This window comes from Ignisphaera sp., assembly GCA_038735125.1.
Taxonomy (GTDB): Archaea; Thermoproteota; Thermoprotei_A; order Sulfolobales; family Ignisphaeraceae; genus Ignisphaera.
This window is the reverse complement of the sequence record JAVYNU010000001.1, coordinates 443209-463519: the sequence shown is the minus strand read 5'-3', so window position 1 is coordinate 463519 and position 20311 is coordinate 443209. Positions and strand designations below refer to the sequence as shown.

The following is a 20311-nucleotide window of genomic DNA, read 5'->3' as shown; positions in this document are numbered from 1 at the left end:
TCCATCACCCCCTACTCAAAAATCTTTTTACAATATTCTTCAAAAGCTTCAGAAATTTGCTTGCGTGCCTCAATAGGCTCTAGTGTTTTAGCGTCTATCCAGTGAACATAGAAAACACCTTCATTTTGATCAACTTCGAGAACCACAGTACCTGGAGTATTTGTTATACTATTTGCAACAGCTGTAATACCGTAGTCTGTCTTTACATAGAATGGCACCTTTACAACCGCTGGGTTCACAGGTACCTTGGGATGCAATATCCTTTTTATCACATCTACATGTGCCAGCGTCTCATACACAATAATGTATTTGAATGCGTAGATAATTGCGTAGAGCCAGCGACGATGGTTAAACACCTTAGCCGGGTTTTTGACAGTCACATATGAAAACATCAGACCCGTTATCAATGCAGCAACAAAGCCTGTGACAACATCATATGGCGATGTACTACCTGTGAATACTATGTATGTTAAAAATGCAAGCAAAAACACAATGAAGATTCCGAGAGCTTTCATATAGTCTTCACCCCTTGAGCCGTCTTATCTCCCTCATATCCAATGTTTTGTAATGAGTATACAAAACATAGCCGAGGTATACCAGAAACAATGTTGTTGCAAGTCCTATGACTACAGCTGTTAGTACGAGTGCCGGAGGCAGTGGGTCAACAGATCTTCTGACAACATCATATATCCCCTCTATGCTTCTATTGGTAATCACAGGTATTGTTGGAGGAGTTCCATTAACCCATTTCCTATAACCTATGTACAGCGCAATCGTATTTGCAGTATCTGAGAGCATAGATAGTGCGATGATCTTCTTAATGTAGTGAGGCTTGAAGAAAACGCCATAGAGAGACAAAACAAAGTTTACTATCATTGCCGCAAGTGTCACCATTAATAGGTATGTGTTTATCATTGAGACATCCACTTGAATCACCCCCTCGATTCTATGAGGAGGATTGCAATGAAAGCAATCGTAAAAGCTGCTACAACAGCTATGGATTCAAACAGGTTGAAGAACCATAATATTCCGCCCATCAAAGCTCCTTCAACTTCAGATGGAAAACCGAGTGGCGCATCAGGCTTTGGCAAGCTCTGAAACACATATGCATTGATACCTAGCACCAAGCCTATCAAAGCTAATATGATGGATACCAACCCTATCCCAATTAAGGCAAACCCCCTTATTATTGCAAGTCTAGATGGTGTGAAGCCACGCCTAATTAGGGGTGCCAGTGAGAAGATCACTATTATTAGAAGCGGTAAAACAGCCATTGTTGCACCTCCCTGGAACCCTCCACCAGGTGTTAGATGTCCGTGCAAAGCGATTGAAACGCCTACCACTATTATCATAGGTGCTGTAATCTTGGTTACACCTCTAACAATGACAGACAGACCCGAACCAGGTTTTGACGCTTCTTTCTCTTCTTTATAGAGTCCTCGGGCAAGAATGAGGCAGCCGGCCAAGGCTATGTAAAATACTGTTGTCTCAAATAGTGTATCGAGTCCTCTGTAGTCCCATACAATAGCTGTGACAGTTTCTGTTGCGCCTGCTGTATATGTGTAATTTGGATTGAAGTATGTTGTTAGCAAATAGAATTTGGCTAAAGCCCTTATATCATCTGCTGGCACAAGATATTGATAACCCAATGTCAGTAGAAGTGCGAAGCCGAGTATTATGGATATGAGTACAACTATCTCAACTGCCCTCATTCTTTTTCCCACCTCTCAGTTTTGCTGATCAGTATCAGAAAAACCCCTGGTATTAGACCAACAGCTACAGGTAGGTATACCAAGACTACATCTGGTGTGAGAAGCAGGAAGTATATTATTGTGTAGAGTGCGCTTTGAAGAGCTGAATATATAACTGCTTTGACGAGATCCTTTTCCTTTATAGTCATGTACACAGCTATTGTTGATGCGATGCTTGTGCAAGCCATTATCAGATATATTATTGTTTCAGCGATCATTCTCCTCATCACCCACACAGATTTGGATCAAGAGCATCTGATATGCATGGTTGCACCCTTGCCACACGAGCCTTGTGAACAGCCCTAGCAAGAGCATGTGAACCTGCTGGTGCTAGCAGAAATACTATGACTGCTGTAACGATGCTTGCGCCTGCCGCGAACCACTTAGCCTCTCCAAGCTCATCCATAGTCACAGATATTAGTGATGCACCAATCAATGGGAAGACACAGCCCCATATCGTACCCACTGTTGCTGCATGTAATCTCAGATAAAAGTTCTTGAACCTATAGAATCCAATTGCTGATACCAAACCAGCAAAGGCTCCAAGACATAGAAGAGCTGCGCCAACACCCCTTAAAACAGCTTCTATGCTAAGCACCCAGATCACCCTTCTCCAAATATTTTGCAATATAAATATCGAGAGCGTAGATCCACAGAGCAAGGGGTATAGCAATTACTATCAGAAGAGCTGCCTTCATATATATCGATATTAGCACAAAGAGAATTACGGTAATATATGTGATTACGTCTATGGCAAGTACCTGGTCTCCAATGGTAGGACCCTTAATGGCTCTAATGGCTAGCAAAATTATGGATACAATGTAGATGATTATTACTGCCAATATTATTTCTGCTATCATCTGAACTAACCCTTCCTAAGTGTGCTTAGCGAAAGAGAGCTCGAATTAATAGTTTTCTCAGCGTTTGCAAGATCATACATAGGCGTAGTAATATAAGCGTTAAATGGGCATGCTGTTACACATCTATAGCAAAAAACGCATTTCCCATAGTTTATGAGTGGATAAAGCTTGCGTGGATTTGTTTTTGGTGCTTCATAGCCTTGTGGTATAGGAGTCATAGCAATTGCATTTGCAGGACACTCCAATGCACATATAGAGCACCCTGTACACTTTGTTAGATCCGCGTATTGCAGCCCCCTATAGTCAGATTCAACAGGTGTTCTCTTACGTGGGTATTCTATGGTTGCAGGTTTTCTGAATAGGTTCTTCAGAGCTAGTTCCAATAATCTTGGTCTTCTCATGGCTTTTTACCTGCAATTACTTTGAATGGAACTGTGTATTTCACCCCCTTTTCCAAATCAATTACTGTTGCCCTCTCCATGCACGATATGCAGGGGTCTAGCGAAGTGAGTATTACTGGGACATCTGCTATGGTGTGCTTTAGATACATGAATGTAGAGTTTATGATGTTATTGAAACTTGGTGTCCTAATCTTAACCCTATATGGGTTAAGGCTCTTCCCATCGCTCATAACATAGTATGTTAGCTCGCCTCTTGGAGCTTCCACCCTTGTGAAAGCCTCCCCTGGAGGGAATCTTCGTGGTAGCTTTCTCTCATCTGGCACTGGACTGCCATCGGAAGGTAGTTTATCTAGTATATAGATGCTCATTTCAATTGATTCGAGTGTTTCATCCCATCGAACCATCATCCTAGCCCATGTATCCCCCTCATCTCTTGTGATAACCTTAAACGGTATTTCACCATAGGCGTCGTACTTATCGCTAACCCTGCTATCTATTCTAACCCCCGAGGCCCTGGCAACAGGTCCTAGAAGACCATGTGCAAGTACATCTCTACGTTTGACTACCCCAACTCCTGCAAGTCTTTTGAAAATTGTTTCGTCTTCCTCAAAAACCTTTTTGTAGTACTCTACCTTTGGTCTCAACTTGAGTAAAAGGTCCTTTAGTCTAGCCCTCTTCACATCGTCTATATCGCGGCGAACCCCGCCAACCATCATAAAATCGGCCATGACCCTAGCACCAGTCAGTATTTCCTTTGCCTTCATAACCATTTCCCTATCTAGCATTATCTGCATGAACAGATTTTCAAAGCCTATGTTTTCAGCCATTACAGCATTTACCAGCATGTGGCTATGTATTCTCTCTAGCTCCATGGCAAGAACACGAAGATATTTGGCTCTGTTATTCGGTTCTACTCCAAGTATCTGTTCAACTGCTCTAACATAACAGTTAGCATGAACTGCATTGCATATTCCACACACTCTACCAACAATAAATATATCTTTGTAGAACGTGTTCTTCTCACAGAGCTTCTCAATACCTCTGTGGTTATATCCAGTGTTTATCTCTACCCTGACAACCTCTTCGCCATCAGCATAAACCCTTAGCAATAGTGGCTCGTGCAGTGCTGGGTGCTGAGGGCCTATAGGAATCTCTGCTGATATTGAAACCTCTACTATTTTTGTAACTGCCATTTCCATACACCTATAGCATCTTTTCTAAGTGGATACACCCCCTTATCCACAACATCGCTAGATACAAAAAATCCTCTTCTAAGAGCTGGATTACCCTTGAACACAATTCCAAGCAGATCATATGTTTCATTCTCAGCTGAGAAAGCTGCTGGAACAATATCTACTATACTATCGATAACTGGTTGATCTCTTGGTATATACGTTCTTATAACAATCGTTCTCTCCTCTGGCAGCACAACAACATAGTAGTCTAGTCTAAACCTATTCTCTTCTTTCATATCAGCCCCAACAACAGTTGATAAGTAGAACCATTCATAGCCGACCCTCTCAACAAGTTCCTCAAACAGCTTTCTCACGCTTTCAGGCTTTACAACAAAAATCATTCTATCAGGTTTGATGGAGCCTTTCTCAACGGCATGTCTCTCAACAATCTTTATAACATCATTTGCATTCTTCACTAGACTCACCCTTCTCAATAATCTTAAGAAGCTTGACAATGCCATCAAGAATTGCCTCAGGTCTTGGGGGACACCCAGGAATATACATATTCACGGGAACAACCTTATCAGCACCTCCAATAACACTATAAGAATTTGCAAAAACACCACCATCGATGGCGCATGCCCCAACAGCAATCACAAATTTTGGACAGGGCATTTGCTCATATAGCCGTTTGAGTCTTTCACCAGATTTCTTAGTAACAGCACCTGTAACAATTAGAATATCCCCATGCCTAATACTAGGTGCAAGCTTTAACCCAAATCTCTCAGGATCATAAAGAGGGGTTATAGATGCAAGAACCTCTATGTCACAACCATTGCATGCGCCAGTATTGAAATGTGCAACCCATGGCGAATATCTCACTAGTTTAGCATTATCCATATTATTTCCCGATAAATGTCCTAAGCTGAGTGAAATAAGCACAGAATAAAGGCTTTTCGTGTATACTCTATACAAAAATAGATAAAGTTTTGGAAAAATTATACAAAATTGCTTGTCTGTATAAACAATCTATATCATACATTTACTCAATGCTTTAAATATATAAATAAATCCCATGTCTTCAAGATTGTGCAAGTATAAATAACCATTAGCATTGTATCACCAACCAAGGCATTGCACATCTAGGTACAGCATCGGCAATTGCCTTAACCTCATACTCTTCAACATATATCTACACCCAACCTATTAATTGTTGAATATAGAGAGTATTATGTGATTATTACTTAGGTTTTATTTTGTTTAGAGAATTTCTTACATATTCAACTATTTTCCACTACATACCTAGTGTAAATAATGTTAATCTGAGATGCTAACCACCAACAGTTATGTACAACCATTTTCCTGACTCAAAACAATAAAGTGATTAATGCTGAGCTTGTTTTCACATAGTTTTTATATAATATACTGGCAAAGATGATGTACTGAAAACATAGAGAATACCTACCACCTCACAAAATAGATCTTATAATTCTTTTTAGTCTATACAATAGAAGGATAACCAACTAGAGGCTGCCGTGTCTGAATTCTCATGAGGCTGTTGCAGATTTAACGATAGATTTAAATACTTTTATTTTTCTGCTAGCGATGAGATGCAATGCGATGAGGTTCAATCCGCAGATGGGGTCCGTGGCGTTGGGCTCGACAAAGCCCCATGAGGTGTGGGTTCACCAGCTTTAACCCACACCAAGGGCCAGCACTCTCACAGAATTAAAACTATTGAAAAGTAACTAGAAGTACTGTGGGAGGGGAAACGTTTACCCACATATTCAGTAAGCTTTATTGGACAAGGAATTAATTTCTGAGGTAGCTACTAAGGGATTTAGGTCTGATATAGGTTTATGTTGGTTGTTGTAATCCCCTCATCTCTGTTTCCCCTGCATCCCAGCCCGATTAGCAACATCATCTATTGGGATATATGATTGTTATAATAATTGTTTTGGTTTTTTGGTGCCGCGGCCGGGATTTGAACCCGGGTCACGGGCTCGAAAGGCCCGCATACTTGTCCGGGCTATACTACCGCGGCACTAATCTTTGTTGTTGTGTGTAGGGTCTTTAAGCTTTATGTTTGTTATAGACTTCTTGCTATTCTCACTATTTTTTCTATTACTTCTTTTGTATAGTACTTCTCTAGGTTAAGTATGTTTATCGCATTTTCAAAGCCTCCGAATTTCTTTGACAGTTCTCTTAGAACTTCACTTACCTCCCATGGAAAGACTATCCAGCTTTTTGTTTCTGCAACATAGTAGTCTGGGGCTGTTATAGACCATGGCTTTAGATATAAGGTAGCCGTCTTGACTTCTTTTGCACCATATATTCTTGCAATATCTATGGCTACTTGGAGTGTTCTTCCACTATCTGCAACATCATCTACTATAAGTACCCTCTCATCTTTTATGCTACGTATAAGTGGTGTTGAGACAATTGGTCTCTCTGCTCTTTCTCCAACACCTCTATAGAATTTTATCTCTATAGTAGCTATATCCTCTACACCAAGATAGTCGCTAACAAGCTTTGCCACTATGTAGCCCCCTCTAAGGATAGCTATTATCACACCTGGTCTAAAGCCCGATAAGAGAATTTTCTCTGCAAGCTCCAAGCTAAGCACTACTATATCGTTCCAGGTTAACACAAGAAAATTTCTATCCTCTATAGCTATACACCTCTCACATCTTGTAATCTGCCGAGAGACCCACTTTTAAAGTCTATATAGGCGTATACAATAAAATCATAAATTTATATTTCTATACACAATTTACATTATTACAATTATCTAGAAGGGTCCCAGAATGAGTGCCTCACCAACCGGCAACATAAAAACTATTGTACTTGGAAATAGACCACTAAGAGAATATGTGCTAGAAGCTATAGTAAGCCTTAACAGAGAAGCTGATGCTGTCGAAATACTTGGCAGGGGAAGACATATATACAGAGCCGTTACATTATACAATGCATTAATTACGAGGCTTGGCGATAGAATAATGCTTAAAAATGTTGAAATAGGAAGCATGCTAGTAAGAGGAAGAAGGGTTTCATATATAAAGATATCAATTGGAAGAAAATAGCCTTGGCAACTAAATCAGTAAATTCCTTGCGATATTCAAAGCCATACTAATAAGGATTAATGGAATCTCAAGAGACTGCACACTATACAGTAGCTAGTGGTAGCATATGTTGCCGAGATGCTATCACCTCACTGATTTTAGGTGATATTGTATCAACTTTGGATTTAATAAAAGATACTGCGGTGCACATATCTATAGCCCTTCTTTCAACATCATCAATAAGTTTCTCTAAGGTTCTGGTAAACCCAATATCAACAAGCTCTAGAAACTCCTTTGAAAGTACTTCAGCAACCTCTAGGCCAAGTTTCGTTGGTATGGCAACTTTCTTCTTCTTGCTCAGAACAATATAGCCATGCCTAACATTGTTATCGATTGCCTTGGCATACGTACTTGGTCTACCAATCCCGTGGTTCTTCATCATCATTATTAGATCAGAGACTTTGTATAGCCATACACTAGATGTTTTTACAACTTTAACATCGTCAACCTTTATTATGGTATCTTGAGTAAGATTCTTGAATTGTTTATACGTTTTAATTGGATAGATGTATGTGAATCCATGATCAATTACATCTACAGGCAAGGATAGGGTATATTTATGTCCATCTAAATCAAGAACAATTGTAGCATACAAAATCTTTGCAGAAGCCATTTGACTTGCTAAAAACCTTCTATATATGAGATCATACAGCTTTAGATGATCATTTGAAATCCTAGTTATGAAGCCCATATCACCACGAAGAATAGCCTCCATAACCTCATCTGAGCTTTGCGATGTTGTAGGCCTTATGGCTTCATGCGCATCTTCACCCTTTATATCTTTGTCCCATGATCTGGGGATGCACAGATTTCCTAAATTCATTTTCTCCAGGGCTTCTTTAGCTATTGCAATACCTGATGTTGAAACCCTTGTAGAATCTGTTCTATGATATGTTATCAGACCTAATTCGAATAGGTTTTGAGCAAGAGACATAGTCTTTGATGCTGAGAAACCATATAATGTATTTGCCTCAGCTAGAAGGGTATCTGTTGTAAATGGTGGTGGTGGGCTTAACATCTTTTCTTCATATTTTACATCAATAACCTTAGCACCATTTTTACGAATTCTCTCGGCTATTTCCTCTGCATCAGATCTGCTTATCGACCCTAGAAATACTTTGAATCTGTAGCCAAGAGCTGTTACATTAATGGCATATCCTTGATTCGATTTATATTCGCTATATCTATTAACTGTCCATAGAAGCACAGGTGACTGAACCCTTCCAGCGCCAAGCCATGGTTTATTAAATGTCGCCTGAAGATATGTGCTTAGCTCAAATCCCACCCACCTATCAGCTATTCTCCTAGTAATTTGGGCTAGAACCTTATTCAAATCTATTTCTCTTGGGTTTCGAAGAGCTGCAAGAATAGCATTTTTTGTAACCTCTCTGAATTCTATTCTATACACGTTCTTATTATAGCTATAGATGAGATTATAGACGTCAAACGCTATTTTCTCGCCCTCTGTATCAGGATCAGTTGCTATGAAGACTAAGCTAACTTCTGATGCAAGCTTCCTTAAAACATTATATACAGAGGCTGATACGTATACATCCACAGAGCCACAATAAGGACATGAATCAAATACCCCCACATGTTGAGATCCACAGCTCCTACACTTTGTTATGAAATCGTATACAACCACATAGTCTTTGGATCCTATTTCCCTAACACCATGGAACCCTTCGTCAATGACGAGATCTGTTAAATGACCTAGTGTTGCCATAATCATTGCCACATATACCCTGTCCTCTAGGGGTATCACAGTCTCATAAACAATAACATCGCCGTAAATCTTCTTAACAGGCTTACCAAACATTGATGCTATTGTTCTCGCTTTTGTTGGGGATTCTACGACTATCAAGACCGGCTTTATATTCTCAACTTGTATTCCTTCTGCATTCCAGTTATCCCCACTTCTACTTTGAATAACTTTTTTATATGATTCATGTATAGCTTCTCTGTTGTATTCCCTAAATCCATTAAACATAGTAAGTCTCTTAAGCCTCTTTTCAAGTATCTTGACAAGCTCATAGTACTTCTCAAAAATGATTGAGACCCCATAACACTTGGTCTTCCCAACTATTCTCGAGGTTCTGCCACTTGCCTGGATATAGGTGAACGGATCTGGTTTAACAACATAAATTTGTTTATTATCATCGGCGACTATAACCCCATAATTCTCTATTACCATGTAGTTGTGTTTATCAAGAATACCTTTAGTTAGTGAAACAAGTTTTTTCTTCAGTTCCTTCAAAATATTTACTCTTTCAACAACATCTTGCTGAGGTTCTGCTACCCCCCTCAGCATTTTTGAGTACAAAATTAGTTGAGCAGGTGAAGATCCTTGGATTATTTCTACAACCTTTTTAATATCCTCCTCTACGTCTAGCCCATATTTATCCAAGGCTTTGAGTAAAATAAACATGAATCTCACATTATTTAATGCTTCGTCCAATCTTCTCATAATATGTGGAGCACCAATAAATATGGCAAATCTAATTCTCTGAGGCTCGTCAAGGCCCCTCACAAGTATTCCATAGTATGACGATGAACCTATTAAAACATTAACTTCACCTCTTCTAAATTTGTCTACCGCTCTATTTCCGCTCTTCGCTATAGAAAATTCAATACCATTTTTTTCCAGAAGCATTGTTATCTTATCTACAATATTCTTGTATAGGCTTGATACAAATATTATACCACTTCTAAACACCTTAACAATGTTTATAACTTCTTCAATTTTGTCTAGACTAACGTAGAAGTCGTCAACATTTCTCAAATACTCGAAAACAGCCCCTGCATCAAATCCCAGTAGCTCCTTTAGCAAAATAGCCTTTATCCCTTTAGATCTTCCAGTAGCTGATGCAACTATGAGTTGGGTTGTGACCTTAGACAGCCTATCTCTAAGTTGTGCCTCTATCTCTACCAAATCCTTTCGAATCTTATCAACCTCGTCTTGGCTTCTAGAAAGTTTTGCCATGAGCATCTTCTGCTTAGTTTTGATTAACCTCAGCCCAATCTCTATCAATTCATCATCGAACCCAAGAAGCCGAAGAATTTTGTCAACACTTTTGGAATTTCTTAGTATAGAGTCCAAGTCGTCAGCTATAATAACATCAATTTTCTTATCCATTATAAGTTCGTGGTGCCTAGAAAGAAATGCCGCAGAGGTTATGAGTATATCGAAGTCGCCGTTCATTATAGAGTTTTTTAGTGCATTAACATTTTTGGCTGTTGAATCGTATAGCACCAGCCTTATGTTGTTGACGCTATATCCCTGCTCACTAAGATTATTAATATAGTCCAATATCTTTTTATATAATTGCTTAGCTATTTCCCTTGTTGGGGCAACTATATACACTTTGCTATTATATATCAACGCCCTATAGAGAGCATAAACCGTTAAGAGGGTTGATTTGCCAACACCCGTAGGGGCTACAAGTGCAAAAGACTCTCCAAATAGAAGCCTCTTGCTCCAGTACTCCTGAAATGACCTCATTTCACATTTCGTACACTGCCTGAAAAACTCCTTGAAGAATGTGATCTCCTTCTCCATAACATTTTTAAGATCATTAAATTGAGAAGAAGTACTATCATCTCTCCCACATACAGCTACAACCCTGTCTACCTCATTCGGGAATCTACACATTCCGTTAAGTCCATTCCTATACTCTATCCTCAGCAACTTAATACCCAATGCCAAAGCTCTACTCATTCATGAAAAAGTACAAAAGAACTGAGAGTCTTGAACTTGCAACTGTAAAATATATTATATGCAAATGGGCTGCACAACTTCTGTGTAGCAAATAAATTTATAATCTCTAGCCATCCCAGAATTATTTACAAACAAATAAGAATCTAGAAGTAAAGGTGGAGAAGTGATGTCACAAGCCCAAGCACCTACATCTGCAAACACAGTATTGGTTGGCAAAAAACCTGTCATGAACTATGTGCTAGCAATGTTGACACTGCTAAACCAAGGAGTTAACGAAGTTGTTGTCAAGGCTAGAGGTAGGGCAATAAGCAAAGCTGTAGATGCTATAGAAATTGTTAGAAACAGATTCCTACCAGGAAAAATCGAGGTCAAGAACATTACAATAGGTAGCCAGACAATAACAGGTAGCGATGGTAGGCAAAGCAGAGTTTCAACAATAGAAATAGTTATAACAAAGAAGGATTAGAGAAAATCAACAATTATTTTCATAAAACTTTTTTAGAATATTTTCATGTTACTAATTGTGTTTTGCATTAGTTGTTCTGTTTACATTTTGCGCTTATACCTGCTGCACTCAGTTTTGCTACAATATTTTCGATTACCTGATCACATTCAATTACAATAGAGCTGTTCTTCAAATCGATTACAACGCTATACCCTCTCGATTTTAAATTTCTATAGAGTCTCTGCATCATATAGTTTTGTAAAAGCTTTTCAAAAGCTTTTTCAAGTTCGACTATGTTATAATCTATGACCCCGGTTTTCTCTAAGAATCCCTTTTTAACAAGTTTTTTTAGAGTTTTTCTCCCAACGTTCTTAGAGCCAAATAGAGAAAGAATATCTAGTGCCTCGCCTAAGTTAAACGGTTTATTGCCAAAAGCTTTCCTTAGAATAATGTAGTAAGCTATTTCCCTTTTACTGATCCAAACCATTGCTTCAGTATCCCCAGTAACATCATTTTTATCAGCCCTTACAAGGTTCATCATACCATGTGTAGATACTATTTCTTTGAAATCCAATCCAGCTTGCCTAAGTATGGTTGTCGCATGGTCATGGTAACTCTGGGTGGCCTTCCAAAAGCTCCAAGAGAGACGCTTGTTACCCTAGCTCTAACTACATCTCCCTGCATAACAAATCTTTTGGTATTTTTACAGACAATAATGTTTCTAGCAACATCATATGAAACTTCATCATCTGCTATCTGCTGTATGTGTATAAAGCCTTCAATTGGACCAAGAGAAATTGTTATACCACCTCTCCCAACAGTTGCAACCTCTCCTTCAACAACTTCGCTAACCAGAGGAACATATGCAATTACTGTGAATTCTACTCTATGATAAGGCGCTCCATCGCCTATGGGTATATAACCCATTGAATCAACATTAACATCTGTTATCGCTATAACTATGCCAAGATTTTTATCCTTTAATCCTTCATACTTCTTTCTGAGCTCGTCAAAGGCCACCTCCTCGATGGGTCTATTAATCTTTGATGGGTCTATTCTTACAATATCTCTTAGTCTATATAGCCTAAACAAATAGACCTCACCAAAAACTCTATATCCACGCTGTTTCCTACCATATACACAACTTAAAAGCTTATGGTTATAGAGATTCGAACATCTTCTCAGAAAATCTGTAGACAATCACATCTATGGATTCTTTCATCGCCTTTTCTCTTACCTTTTTATCTGCTGATGCTATAAATACCTTGAATCCTTTATCACGAAGTTTTTTTGCAAAAGCTATTAACGCGTCATCTACAGACCCTTCGAAGGTAAAATCCTCGACTTTTATTATTGGAACGATATTTTCTAGAATCCATTTAGCCAACTTACCTTTTTTGCCGCAATCTCGTTTTGAAATATTTATAATCTCCTGAAGAACTGGCTTAATGAGTATAGGTCTGCAACCATAATCCACCTCATAAATATTATCAAAAAATGCGAGACCATCAGCAATCAAAAATAGTATGCTCGTGTCTAGAACAATGACACATTCAACTATTTCACATTCCCCCAGCCAATAAGCCTCCATCTACCCTTTATCTTTGATAGAACAGCAACCTTACTTTTTTCAAATACCACAATAGGACTGTCTGTTTTCACCTCCATTTCATCACTAGTAACCCTCTGAACAACTGCACTAGCATTAGCAGTACCCACAATAAGTAAAATCCTGTCCCCTGGCTTAAGATGAGGAGGTGTTTCAAGCTCCCTAGCCCCAACTATTTTGTCAAGCATTCTATACTCTATTGAAACATCATTAACAGGATCTGGAACATTGTGCCCAAGAACCTGGCCTGCCAATCTATTGTTCTTTGTTAGCGATGGATCAAGCTTTGTACCTATAGCGACTAGTCCGCCAGGTCTAGCAACATCTGATTCTACATCAGCATACCTAATGCTCACAACCTCTGTTGTTAGAGGTTCGTATCTAATCTTTCCCTTTACCTCGATTCTTATACCAGGCTTTATCTCTACATCGTCTCCAACCCTAATCTCACCCCTCATAACCCCACCACCAATAACACCTCCAACAAGCATCTCTGGTCTTGTCCCAGGCAGATTAACATCGAAACTCCTAGCAATCTGCATTATAGCCGGTTTCCCAAGAACCCTTTCAGGCTCTTTGAAAAGCTTTGCAATAGCCATAGCAACAACTCCAATATTAGCTTTATGCAAAGCACTTACAGGAATTATAGGCGCATTAGAATATGGTGTACTCTCTAAGAACTGCTTTATTTGTTTATAATTTTCCAATACCTTTTCCCTAGGAACAACATCAACCTTATTTTGAACTATTACAACTTGATTTATACCAAGAATCTCAAGCGCTTTAACATGCTCACGTGTCTGCGGCTGGGGACAAGGTTCATTAGCGGCTATAACAACTATTGCTGCATCCATTAACGAAGCTCCAGAGAGCATTGTTGCCATGAGAATTTCGTGGCCTGGAGCATCAACGAATGACACTGTTTTAATATACTCTGGCTGTGAATTTTCTCCACAGGAGCTAGAAGATGTTATATATGAGTCTGGGGGCTCAAGATTTCCACAACGAAATATGGATGTCTGGGCATAGCCAAGGTATATTGTCATAGACTTTTTAAGCTCTTCTGAATATCGAGCTGTCCAAATACCCGTTAATGCCTGTACAAGAGTGGTTTTCCCATGGTCAACGTGGCCCACGACCCCTATCGAAATAGTTGGTATAGGCTTTTCTGCGCCAGGCATTTTTGAGAGCACCTATGTAGCTAGAAAAGTCTCTTCTCTTAACAAAATAAAAATGTTGTTACTTTATTTTTCGCTTTTCAAAATAGCGACTGTGTTTATCTGAACGATATCCTCGGATATGGTGTTACCCCTCACTAGCTTCCTTCTTCTCTCTCCTTCTTCCTTAGGTCTAAAACCAGGCCCCGAGGCTAAAAGAACGTATTTTTTGACTGCACCACTTATGTCTTTTCTCATTGGGAAACCTGCTAAATCTGATCCTCCTCTAATCTCTAAAACAATTTGAGGAAGACCTATTATTGAGCCATCTATTCTATCACCAATTCTCATACCAATTAGCCTAGAGGCTTCTGCCCCACCTACTCTCAGCTGGAAAGCTGGAGCCCGGAATATTTCTCCTAGAGCCTCTGCAGAGCCTATTTTCTCGCGTAGAAGCGCTTCTGGCACCATCACTGTCTGGATATCTAGCGAAGAATCCTCAATCAATCTTGTTGCTATGTTGACCTTCTCTTTATTCGCTTTATTCTTCCATATTCTAATTATTGCAACACCTAGTTCAGGCTTCAGCAATTCTATTAGCTTTGGATTTGCCTTGCTTACAACAAGCTCTCTCTGCTCTTTATGTTTTTCGCTATACTCGATATCGGAGGATCCAACAACTTTAACAGGCACTATTCTCAGCTCTCTTACTCTGGGATCGGAGATCACTATCTTGAACTCTGGCATCTACTTTAAACACCCTACATTACTGCTATCGACAATTCCTATCTTGACAAACCCTAAAAAGCTATTTTGAAAATCTTTTACACAACACCTTATATTCTGAAATTGCCTTTACTACCGTAAGGGAGGTGTCAATAGTGAGTACAGCAAAAAGACTTAGACAACCTATAGTAGCTGTTCTTGGACATGTCGATCATGGGAAAACAACGCTATTAGATAAAATTAGAGGTACAGCTGTTGTAAAAAAAGAAGCTGGTGAAATGACGCAACATATAGGCGCTAGTAACATTCCAATATCAGTTATTGAAAAGGTTACAGAGCCTCTCAAAAGAATCATACCCATTAAACTAACTATACCTGGGTTACTGTTCATTGATACCCCAGGTCATGAATTATTCTCTAATCTTAGGAGAAGAGGGGGAAGCGTTGCTGACATAGCAATCCTTGTGATAGACGTAAACGAAGGTGTAATGCCCCAAACCGTGGAAAGCATAGAGATATTGAAGTCTAGAAAAGTCCCCTTTGTTATAGCTGCTAACAAAATAGATAAGATACATGGCTGGAAACCGAATCCTGATAACCCAATTTCCATAAGCTTGAGAAAACAGGATCAAGCAGTTGTTAAGAGATTGGAAAATTTGCTCTATAAACTGATTGCCCAATTATCAAACTATGGAATCTCTGCCGACATGTTTGAAAGAGTCAGGGACTTCTTGGCTACAGTACCAATCGTACCTGTATCGGCTAAGACAGGCGAAGGCATTGCAGAGCTTTTGGCTGTTGTAGCTGGAATGGCTCAAAAGTATGTTGGTGATAAGCTTTTATATGCCGAGGGCCCTGGAAAGGGTGTTGTGCTTGAGGTTAAGGAACAGCCAGGATATGGAACAGCTATAGACGTTATTCTATATGACGGTATCATACAAGAAAGGGATTTAATAGTCTTAGCTGGAGTCAATGGACCTATAACTACAAGGGTAAGAGCCATTCTAATGCCAAAGACTATGACTGACATAAGAGTTGCTAAAACAGAGCTTAGAACAGTGGAATCAGTATCAGCTGCAGCAGGCATTAGAATAGTAGCGCCCGGACTGGAAGATGCTCTGGCAGGGTCTCCGCTTTATGTAGTTTCACAAGAAAGTGAAGTTGATAATTACAAGAAACTTGTACAAGAAGAGGTTGAGACAGTGCGATTCAGAAAAGATATTAATGGTGTTGTAGTTAAAGCTGATACGCTCGGAACCCTAGAAGCCATAATATATGCCCTCACCAAAAATGGGATCCAAATTCGCATAGCTGATGTAGGGCCGTTAACAAGAAGGGATGTTATTGAGGCATCGCTTGTTGCAAAAACAGATAAATATCTTGGTGTAATTCTACTCTTTAACACGAAGCCCTTGCCAGAGGCCGAAGAACTTGTTAAAAAAGAGGGTATAAGGATATTCTCAAATAACATCGTATATAGACTCATAGAAGAGTATATGCAGTGGGTAGAAAATGAAAAGAAGATGGAGCTACAAAAAGAATTTGAAATGTTGATACCACCAGGAAAAATAAAAATCCTACCAGGTTTTGTATTCAGGAGAAGTGACCCAGCAATAGTTGGAGTAGAAGTTATCGGGGGATTGATAAAACCTGGTAATCCTATTATGAGAGCTGATGGAAAAAGAATTGGTGAAATACTTCAGATTCAGCACATGGGCCAAACTTTAAAAGAGGCTAGGATGGGCCAAGAGGTTGCGATATCCATTAGGGGAAATGTTATGGTTGGACGCCACATTCACGAAGGAGATATTCTATACACAGATATTCCACTAGAGCACGCAAAGTTATTGACAACAAAGTTTAGATCGATGCTTACATCAGATAGTATTGAAGTACTTAAAGAGATTCTAAAGATTAAAGCATCTAAAGAGCCAGAATACATGTTCCTACTAAAGAACTTGTAGAACGTCTCTCATCTCTATCTCCTGCCAAGATACAGTCTAGTCCACGGCAATTTCTTCGGATCTCTACCTAATCGATAGTTTTTATAACATTTACTAGAGCAGAACCATATTATGCTACCATCGTTCTGTACGAACATCAGCCCTGTACCAGGTTCTACACTTCTTCCACAATAGCTACAAACATGTTTTGAAACCATTTGCAACAGCACCTTTTCATAACTTACTCTCTTTGGTAAAGCTTAAAAGCTCTCTTCAACATATTAAGCCACTATGAATAACATTGCTTGTAGGTGTTATGAATGCCCAATATAGTTGTTGAGGACAAGAGCAAAGAGTATGAAATAAATGTTGTTGAAAAAATAGGTTTTCCAGCTGAGGTCGTGCAAATAATCGGTAGAACAGGTGTCACAGGCGAGGTTATACAGGTAAGAGTTAGAATACTTGAGGGCAGAGATAAAGGCAGGATTTTAACTAGAAATGTCAGAGGCCCTGTGAGAGTTGGTGATATAGTCATACTAAGAGAGACTGAAAGAGAGGCTAGAAAACTTACAGTAAGGAGATAGATACATCCTATATAAAAACAATTATTTTATTTCTTAGAAAATAGTTGATGTATTTTGCATCTATTTATTTACCAGCTTTTGCTCTAAGCTCTTGATACTTTGATGCAAGCTCCTCTAGCTCAGCCTTTGCTTCACCAGGCTCTACTATACATGCTGAGGCGGCTGCAACTTCTATACCTGCTGCCTCTCCTAATCTCTTTTTGCTTGGCACATAAAGGTATGGAACTTTCTTTTCTTCACATAGCAGAGGCAGATGTGCAACAACCTCTGGTGGATCAACATCCTCAGCTATGAGTACTAGCTTGCATAGGCCTCTCTCAACACCCTTTGTCACTTCATTTGTTCCTTTTCTTATTTTTCCTCCTGTCTCTCTTGCCTTTTTCAGTGCTTGATATGCTTTTTCAGCTACATCTGAGGGAACTTCAAATTTCACGTAAAATGGTTTCGACATCTTTTATCCCTTCCACATCTTGTATACTAGATTTACTCATTTGCCCGGGTATTTAAGATATTTTGAAACTGCTTATTCATGGCTATATATAATCGATATTTTAGCTTTAGATATCTTTTCTATTTTTCCAAAGCCTAATCTAACCATTTGTATAATTTCTCCTTCTCTCAGCATTTTTAACGATGACTCGCCGACACAATGCTCTTTTCGAATTTTCATACCTTCTACCCTTAGTAGCTCGGCTTTTGCAGTATCGTTACATGGAATCCACTGAATTATTGGGGCTCCTAGTTTCTTTGCATCATCCAATGAACTACTGTGATACCTAGCAATAACATTATCTTCTGCGTTTCTTTCGATGACGATATTGAAAAGTTCCATGAGCCTTATAACGGCTCCTTGATTAACGTTTTCTAAATCTTTTAGAGATATGTAAACCTCTGGTCTTGTTAAAAGCAATTTCCTTTTACCTAGATCTTTTGTTGGATGGTATGGTATTTCGATTTCTCTAGGCGTTTTCACACCTTCTATGACAACCTTGACAGGGTTACATACAATAAAGATTCTTTTGGCTATTGGATCAACATTCTTTCTGTTAATTGCTGCTAGATTAACCCAGCTAATCCTTGCATCAACAGGGCTTAGACCAAGGCTAAGAATAACCTCCCTGATCGTTTCGGCTAGTATCCCTCTTCTCCTAAGACCAGATATAGTTGCAAATCTAATATCGTCAAAACCCATGAACTTTTCAGGATTGTTCTTCAGTTGATTCTTTATCCAGGTTTTGCTCAATATAAGCCCTTCTAGACCAACCCTGCCGAAATTGACGACCTCTGGGTATCTCCATTCAAGATACTTGTATATGTACAGTTGCTTTGCAGTATTTAGCGCATGTTCCTTACCTCTCAATATATGCGTCACACCCATGAGGTGATCATCTACAGCTGCTGCAAAGTTGTATGTTGGCCAGAGCCTATATCTATCTCCAACTATTGGATGGGGATTCTTTGTGGTGTCTACAATTCTGAACATTACCCAATCTCTTATAGCCGGGTCGGGATGTGCTAAATCTGTTTTTATTCTTATAACAGCTTCTCCCTCTCTAAATTCTCCTGCAAGGATTTTCTCAAAAAGCTCTAGATGCTGTGTTGGTGGCATTTCTCTATGTGGGCAAGCTTTTCCAGCATTTCTGTATTCCCTGAAAACATCTTTTTTACAAAGATCGACATATGCGTATCCCAGTTCTATCAACTTCTTTGCAATTGAATAATACCTATCCATTCTCATGCTCTGAATATACTTTTCATCCCATGTTACTCCAAGCCATTTCAGATCCTCTTCGATGATCAGGTATGAGAATGGAAGAGGTGGTTTAGTTCTTGGGTCAGTATCTTCAAATCTGAGTATAAACTTTCCTTTATACATTCTCGCATATTCGTGGCTTAAAATTGCTGCCCTAGCATTTCCGAGATGTATTGGAAAATCTGGGTTTGGAGCAAACCTTGTTACAACACTTCCCCACAAATCAACATTTGGAAGTGGAGGTAATACCCTCTTCTCCTTCTTAGATTCCTGCGCCTCGGCAAGGCCAAGCTTTTCTGCAAGCTCCTTCAACTCTGATATGCTTAAACTATTAACATATTTTAGAACATTAGAGACTATCCCTGCTATTTCTCTGGCCAAGTGCCTAAACTCCTTAAGCTCTCCCAATACCTTATTCATTACAGGGCCTTGCTTTGCCTCTCCATACCTTAGCCTATTCTCTACAGCATATTTCAGCGCTACATTCTCTATTTTCTGCCTAATGGCATCTAGAGACTGTGACGACATTCCCCTCACCAACTATTATCGAAACCATTTTACTGGTTTCGCTATTTAACACATCACCAATGTAAACGACTACCCCTCTAACCTCAGCTCGTATAACTCTAACCTCAAATTTGCTTGTTACCACATAAAATATTTTTTCATGTTCTGAAACCACTCTACCCTCAGATACAAGCGGGAAAACACTTTTTCCTGAAGCTTCGATGATAAATGCTCTTGTGGCTGCATTTACATATAACAGTTGGTCATGTTCTGGCAAGTATATTGCAAAATCTGTCTTGGTGACCCCTTTCTCCAAATCAATTACAAGTTCAGGTAGGGCTTCATAGACAACCTCCACAAGTTGCTTTCCTTCGCCTTTTAAAGGCTTGTCGTTAAAGCACTTTTTCTCATTATCTATATAGATCCTCGAACTTGGGTTCGTGTATCTAGATAGATCAGTCTGCATAGCAAGAGTCTTTATACTCTCTTCATCTATATAAGCAACTGGATACGCAATTCTTGGAGAAGGTTCTGTAGACATTTAAGTTTTTTCCTCATTC

General features: G+C 39.2%; 25 protein-coding genes and 1 tRNA gene. 4 read left to right on the top strand and 22 right to left on the bottom strand.

All coding sequences use genetic code 11. The annotated features are described in order from the left end of the window. Positions 1–11: 11 nt before the first annotated feature. The 12 genes from QW284_02675 to QW284_02620 all read right to left on the bottom strand — a co-directional run bounded on the left by QW284_02675 (position 12) and on the right by QW284_02620 (position 6813). The gene (locus tag QW284_02675) at positions 12–515 is read right to left on the bottom strand and encodes a Na+/H+ antiporter subunit E (protein MEM0338570.1); all 504 of its coding nucleotides are present in this window, start codon (positions 513–515) and stop codon (positions 12–14) included. A gap of 7 nt (positions 516–522) precedes the next feature. Beyond that, positions 523–927, bottom strand: a complete 405-nt coding sequence (locus QW284_02670) for a sodium:proton antiporter (GenBank protein ID MEM0338569.1) — start codon at positions 925–927, stop codon at positions 523–525. A 5-nt stretch (positions 928–932) separates the two neighbouring features. After that, positions 933–1712, bottom strand: a complete 780-nt coding sequence (locus tag QW284_02665; protein ID MEM0338568.1) for an MnhB domain-containing protein — start codon at positions 1710–1712, stop codon at positions 933–935. Then, a complete protein-coding gene (locus QW284_02660; protein MEM0338567.1) occupies positions 1709–1978 on the bottom strand; it encodes a hydrogenase subunit MbhD domain-containing protein in 270 nt (89 codons plus the stop codon). Before QW284_02660 ends, QW284_02665 begins: the two co-directional genes overlap by 4 nt. Continuing rightward, positions 1978–2349, bottom strand: coding sequence for a monovalent cation/H(+) antiporter subunit G (gene mnhG / locus QW284_02655; protein MEM0338566.1), 372 nt, complete (start codon positions 2347–2349; stop codon positions 1978–1980). Before mnhG ends, QW284_02660 begins: the two co-directional genes overlap by 1 nt. After that, positions 2342–2611: a monovalent cation/H+ antiporter complex subunit F gene (locus QW284_02650; GenBank protein ID MEM0338565.1), complete on the bottom strand. Its 270-nt coding sequence runs from the start codon at positions 2609–2611 to the stop codon at positions 2342–2344. Before QW284_02650 ends, mnhG begins: the two co-directional genes overlap by 8 nt. A 5-nt stretch (positions 2612–2616) precedes the next feature. Beyond that, complete coding sequence (locus QW284_02645; GenBank protein MEM0338564.1) at positions 2617–3012, bottom strand: 4Fe-4S binding protein; 396 nt, start codon at positions 3010–3012, stop codon at positions 2617–2619. Continuing rightward, positions 3009–4205: a nickel-dependent hydrogenase large subunit gene (locus QW284_02640; GenBank protein ID MEM0338563.1), complete on the bottom strand. Its 1197-nt coding sequence runs from the start codon at positions 4203–4205 to the stop codon at positions 3009–3011. Before QW284_02640 ends, QW284_02645 begins: the two co-directional genes overlap by 4 nt. After that, positions 4187–4663, bottom strand: coding sequence for an NADH-quinone oxidoreductase subunit C (locus QW284_02635; protein ID MEM0338562.1), 477 nt, complete (start codon positions 4661–4663; stop codon positions 4187–4189). The genes QW284_02640 and QW284_02635 overlap by 19 nt, the downstream gene beginning before the upstream one ends. Continuing rightward, complete coding sequence (locus QW284_02630) at positions 4647–5087, bottom strand: NADH-quinone oxidoreductase subunit B family protein (protein ID MEM0338561.1); 441 nt, start codon at positions 5085–5087, stop codon at positions 4647–4649. Before QW284_02630 ends, QW284_02635 begins: the two co-directional genes overlap by 17 nt. A 1066-nt stretch (positions 5088–6153) precedes the next feature. After that, positions 6154–6231, bottom strand: a tRNA-Glu gene (locus QW284_02625). A 45-nt stretch (positions 6232–6276) separates the two neighbouring features. Then, positions 6277–6813: a phosphoribosyltransferase gene (locus QW284_02620; protein ID MEM0338560.1), complete on the bottom strand. Its 537-nt coding sequence runs from the start codon at positions 6811–6813 to the stop codon at positions 6277–6279. Positions 6814–6994: 181 nt separating this feature from the next. Between QW284_02620 and QW284_02615 the strand changes: the two genes are divergently transcribed. Then, positions 6995–7270, top strand: coding sequence for a DNA-binding protein (locus tag QW284_02615; protein MEM0338559.1), 276 nt, complete (start codon positions 6995–6997; stop codon positions 7268–7270). 82 nt (positions 7271–7352) lie between these two features. Here the strand turns inward: QW284_02615 and rgy are convergent, their stop codons facing one another. Continuing rightward, entirely contained in the window at positions 7353–11027 is a 3675-nt protein-coding gene (gene rgy, locus QW284_02610) for a reverse gyrase (protein ID MEM0338558.1), read from the bottom strand. A 166-nt stretch (positions 11028–11193) separates the two neighbouring features. On the opposite strand from rgy, the gene albA reads away from it, so the two are divergent. After that, a complete protein-coding gene (gene albA, locus QW284_02605) occupies positions 11194–11493 on the top strand; it encodes a DNA-binding protein Alba (GenBank protein MEM0338557.1) in 300 nt (99 codons plus the stop codon). Between the two features lie 67 nt (positions 11494–11560). On the opposite strand, the gene QW284_02600 is transcribed toward albA, so the two are convergent. The 5 genes from QW284_02600 to QW284_02580 form a co-directional block, all read right to left on the bottom strand. After that, positions 11561–12046, bottom strand: coding sequence for a hypothetical protein (locus QW284_02600; protein MEM0338556.1), 486 nt, complete (start codon positions 12044–12046; stop codon positions 11561–11563). Beyond that, the gene (locus tag QW284_02595) at positions 12028–12564 is read right to left on the bottom strand and encodes a DNA-directed RNA polymerase (protein ID MEM0338555.1); all 537 of its coding nucleotides are present in this window, start codon (positions 12562–12564) and stop codon (positions 12028–12030) included. The genes QW284_02600 and QW284_02595 overlap by 19 nt, the downstream gene beginning before the upstream one ends. Before the next feature lie 67 nt (positions 12565–12631). After that, positions 12632–13063 (bottom strand): hypothetical protein, encoded by a 432-nt coding sequence (locus QW284_02590; protein MEM0338554.1) that lies wholly within the window; start codon positions 13061–13063, stop codon positions 12632–12634. Then, positions 13030–14262 (bottom strand): translation initiation factor IF-2 subunit gamma, encoded by a 1233-nt coding sequence (locus tag QW284_02585; protein ID MEM0338553.1) that lies wholly within the window; start codon positions 14260–14262, stop codon positions 13030–13032. Before QW284_02585 ends, QW284_02590 begins: the two co-directional genes overlap by 34 nt. 63 nt (positions 14263–14325) lie before the next feature. Beyond that, positions 14326–14985: a 30S ribosomal protein S6e gene (locus QW284_02580; protein MEM0338552.1), complete on the bottom strand. Its 660-nt coding sequence runs from the start codon at positions 14983–14985 to the stop codon at positions 14326–14328. A 125-nt stretch (positions 14986–15110) separates the two neighbouring features. Here QW284_02580 and infB point away from each other — a divergent pair, with 125 nt between their 5' ends. Then, a complete protein-coding gene (gene infB, locus QW284_02575) occupies positions 15111–16928 on the top strand; it encodes a translation initiation factor IF-2 (protein ID MEM0338551.1) in 1818 nt (605 codons plus the stop codon). Positions 16929–16942: 14 nt separating this feature from the next. On the opposite strand, the gene QW284_02570 is transcribed toward infB, so the two are convergent. Further along, the gene (locus QW284_02570) at positions 16943–17125 is read right to left on the bottom strand and encodes a 50S ribosomal protein L24e (GenBank protein MEM0338550.1); all 183 of its coding nucleotides are present in this window, start codon (positions 17123–17125) and stop codon (positions 16943–16945) included. 102 nt (positions 17126–17227) lie between these two features. Between QW284_02570 and QW284_02565 the strand changes: the two genes are divergently transcribed. Continuing rightward, positions 17228–17491, top strand: coding sequence for a 30S ribosomal protein S28e (locus tag QW284_02565; GenBank protein ID MEM0338549.1), 264 nt, complete (start codon positions 17228–17230; stop codon positions 17489–17491). 64 nt (positions 17492–17555) lie between these two features. On the opposite strand, the gene rpl7ae is transcribed toward QW284_02565, so the two are convergent. The 3 genes from rpl7ae to QW284_02550 all read right to left on the bottom strand — a co-directional run bounded on the left by rpl7ae (position 17556) and on the right by QW284_02550 (position 20292). After that, entirely contained in the window at positions 17556–17942 is a 387-nt protein-coding gene (gene rpl7ae, locus QW284_02560; GenBank protein ID MEM0338548.1) for a 50S ribosomal protein L7Ae, read from the bottom strand. Positions 17943–18014: 72 nt separating this feature from the next. Next, entirely contained in the window at positions 18015–19772 is a 1758-nt protein-coding gene (locus QW284_02555; GenBank protein MEM0338547.1) for a glutamate--tRNA ligase, read from the bottom strand. Next, entirely contained in the window at positions 19744–20292 is a 549-nt protein-coding gene (locus QW284_02550) for a DUF2118 domain-containing protein (protein ID MEM0338546.1), read from the bottom strand. Before QW284_02550 ends, QW284_02555 begins: the two co-directional genes overlap by 29 nt. Positions 20293–20311 lie beyond the last annotated feature (19 nt).

Bases quoted from the DNA above. Each gene is read 5' to 3' on its own strand.
- QW284_02675 (MEM0338570.1), bottom strand. From the start codon at position 515: ATGAAAGCTCTCGGAATCTTCATTGTGTTTTTGCTTGCATTTTTAACA.
- QW284_02665 (MEM0338568.1), bottom strand. From the start codon at position 1,712: ATGAGGGCAGTTGAGATAGTTGTACTCATATCCATAATACTCGGCTTC.
- QW284_02660 (MEM0338567.1), bottom strand. From the start codon at position 1,978: ATGAGGAGAATGATCGCTGAAACAATAATATATCTGATAATGGCTTGC.
- QW284_02650 (MEM0338565.1), bottom strand. From the start codon at position 2,611: ATGATAGCAGAAATAATATTGGCAGTAATAATCATCTACATTGTATCC.
- QW284_02645 (MEM0338564.1), bottom strand. From the start codon at position 3,012: ATGAGAAGACCAAGATTATTGGAACTAGCTCTGAAGAACCTATTCAGA.
- QW284_02640 (MEM0338563.1), bottom strand. From the start codon at position 4,205: ATGGCAGTTACAAAAATAGTAGAGGTTTCAATATCAGCAGAGATTCCT.
- QW284_02630 (MEM0338561.1), bottom strand. From the start codon at position 5,087: ATGGATAATGCTAAACTAGTGAGATATTCGCCATGGGTTGCACATTTC.
- QW284_02615 (MEM0338559.1), top strand. From the start codon at position 6,995: ATGAGTGCCTCACCAACCGGCAACATAAAAACTATTGTACTTGGAAAT.
- rgy (MEM0338558.1), bottom strand. From the start codon at position 11,027: ATGAGTAGAGCTTTGGCATTGGGTATTAAGTTGCTGAGGATAGAGTAT.
- albA (MEM0338557.1), top strand. From the start codon at position 11,194: ATGTCACAAGCCCAAGCACCTACATCTGCAAACACAGTATTGGTTGGC.
- QW284_02590 (MEM0338554.1), bottom strand. From the start codon at position 13,063: ATGGAGGCTTATTGGCTGGGGGAATGTGAAATAGTTGAATGTGTCATT.
- QW284_02585 (MEM0338553.1), bottom strand. From the start codon at position 14,262: ATGCCTGGCGCAGAAAAGCCTATACCAACTATTTCGATAGGGGTCGTG.
- QW284_02580 (MEM0338552.1), bottom strand. From the start codon at position 14,985: ATGCCAGAGTTCAAGATAGTGATCTCCGATCCCAGAGTAAGAGAGCTG.
- QW284_02570 (MEM0338550.1), bottom strand. From the start codon at position 17,125: ATGGTTTCAAAACATGTTTGTAGCTATTGTGGAAGAAGTGTAGAACCT.
- QW284_02565 (MEM0338549.1), top strand. From the start codon at position 17,228: ATGCCCAATATAGTTGTTGAGGACAAGAGCAAAGAGTATGAAATAAAT.
- rpl7ae (MEM0338548.1), bottom strand. From the start codon at position 17,942: ATGTCGAAACCATTTTACGTGAAATTTGAAGTTCCCTCAGATGTAGCT.
- QW284_02555 (MEM0338547.1), bottom strand. From the start codon at position 19,772: ATGTCGTCACAGTCTCTAGATGCCATTAGGCAGAAAATAGAGAATGTA.
- QW284_02550 (MEM0338546.1), bottom strand. From the start codon at position 20,292: ATGTCTACAGAACCTTCTCCAAGAATTGCGTATCCAGTTGCTTATATA.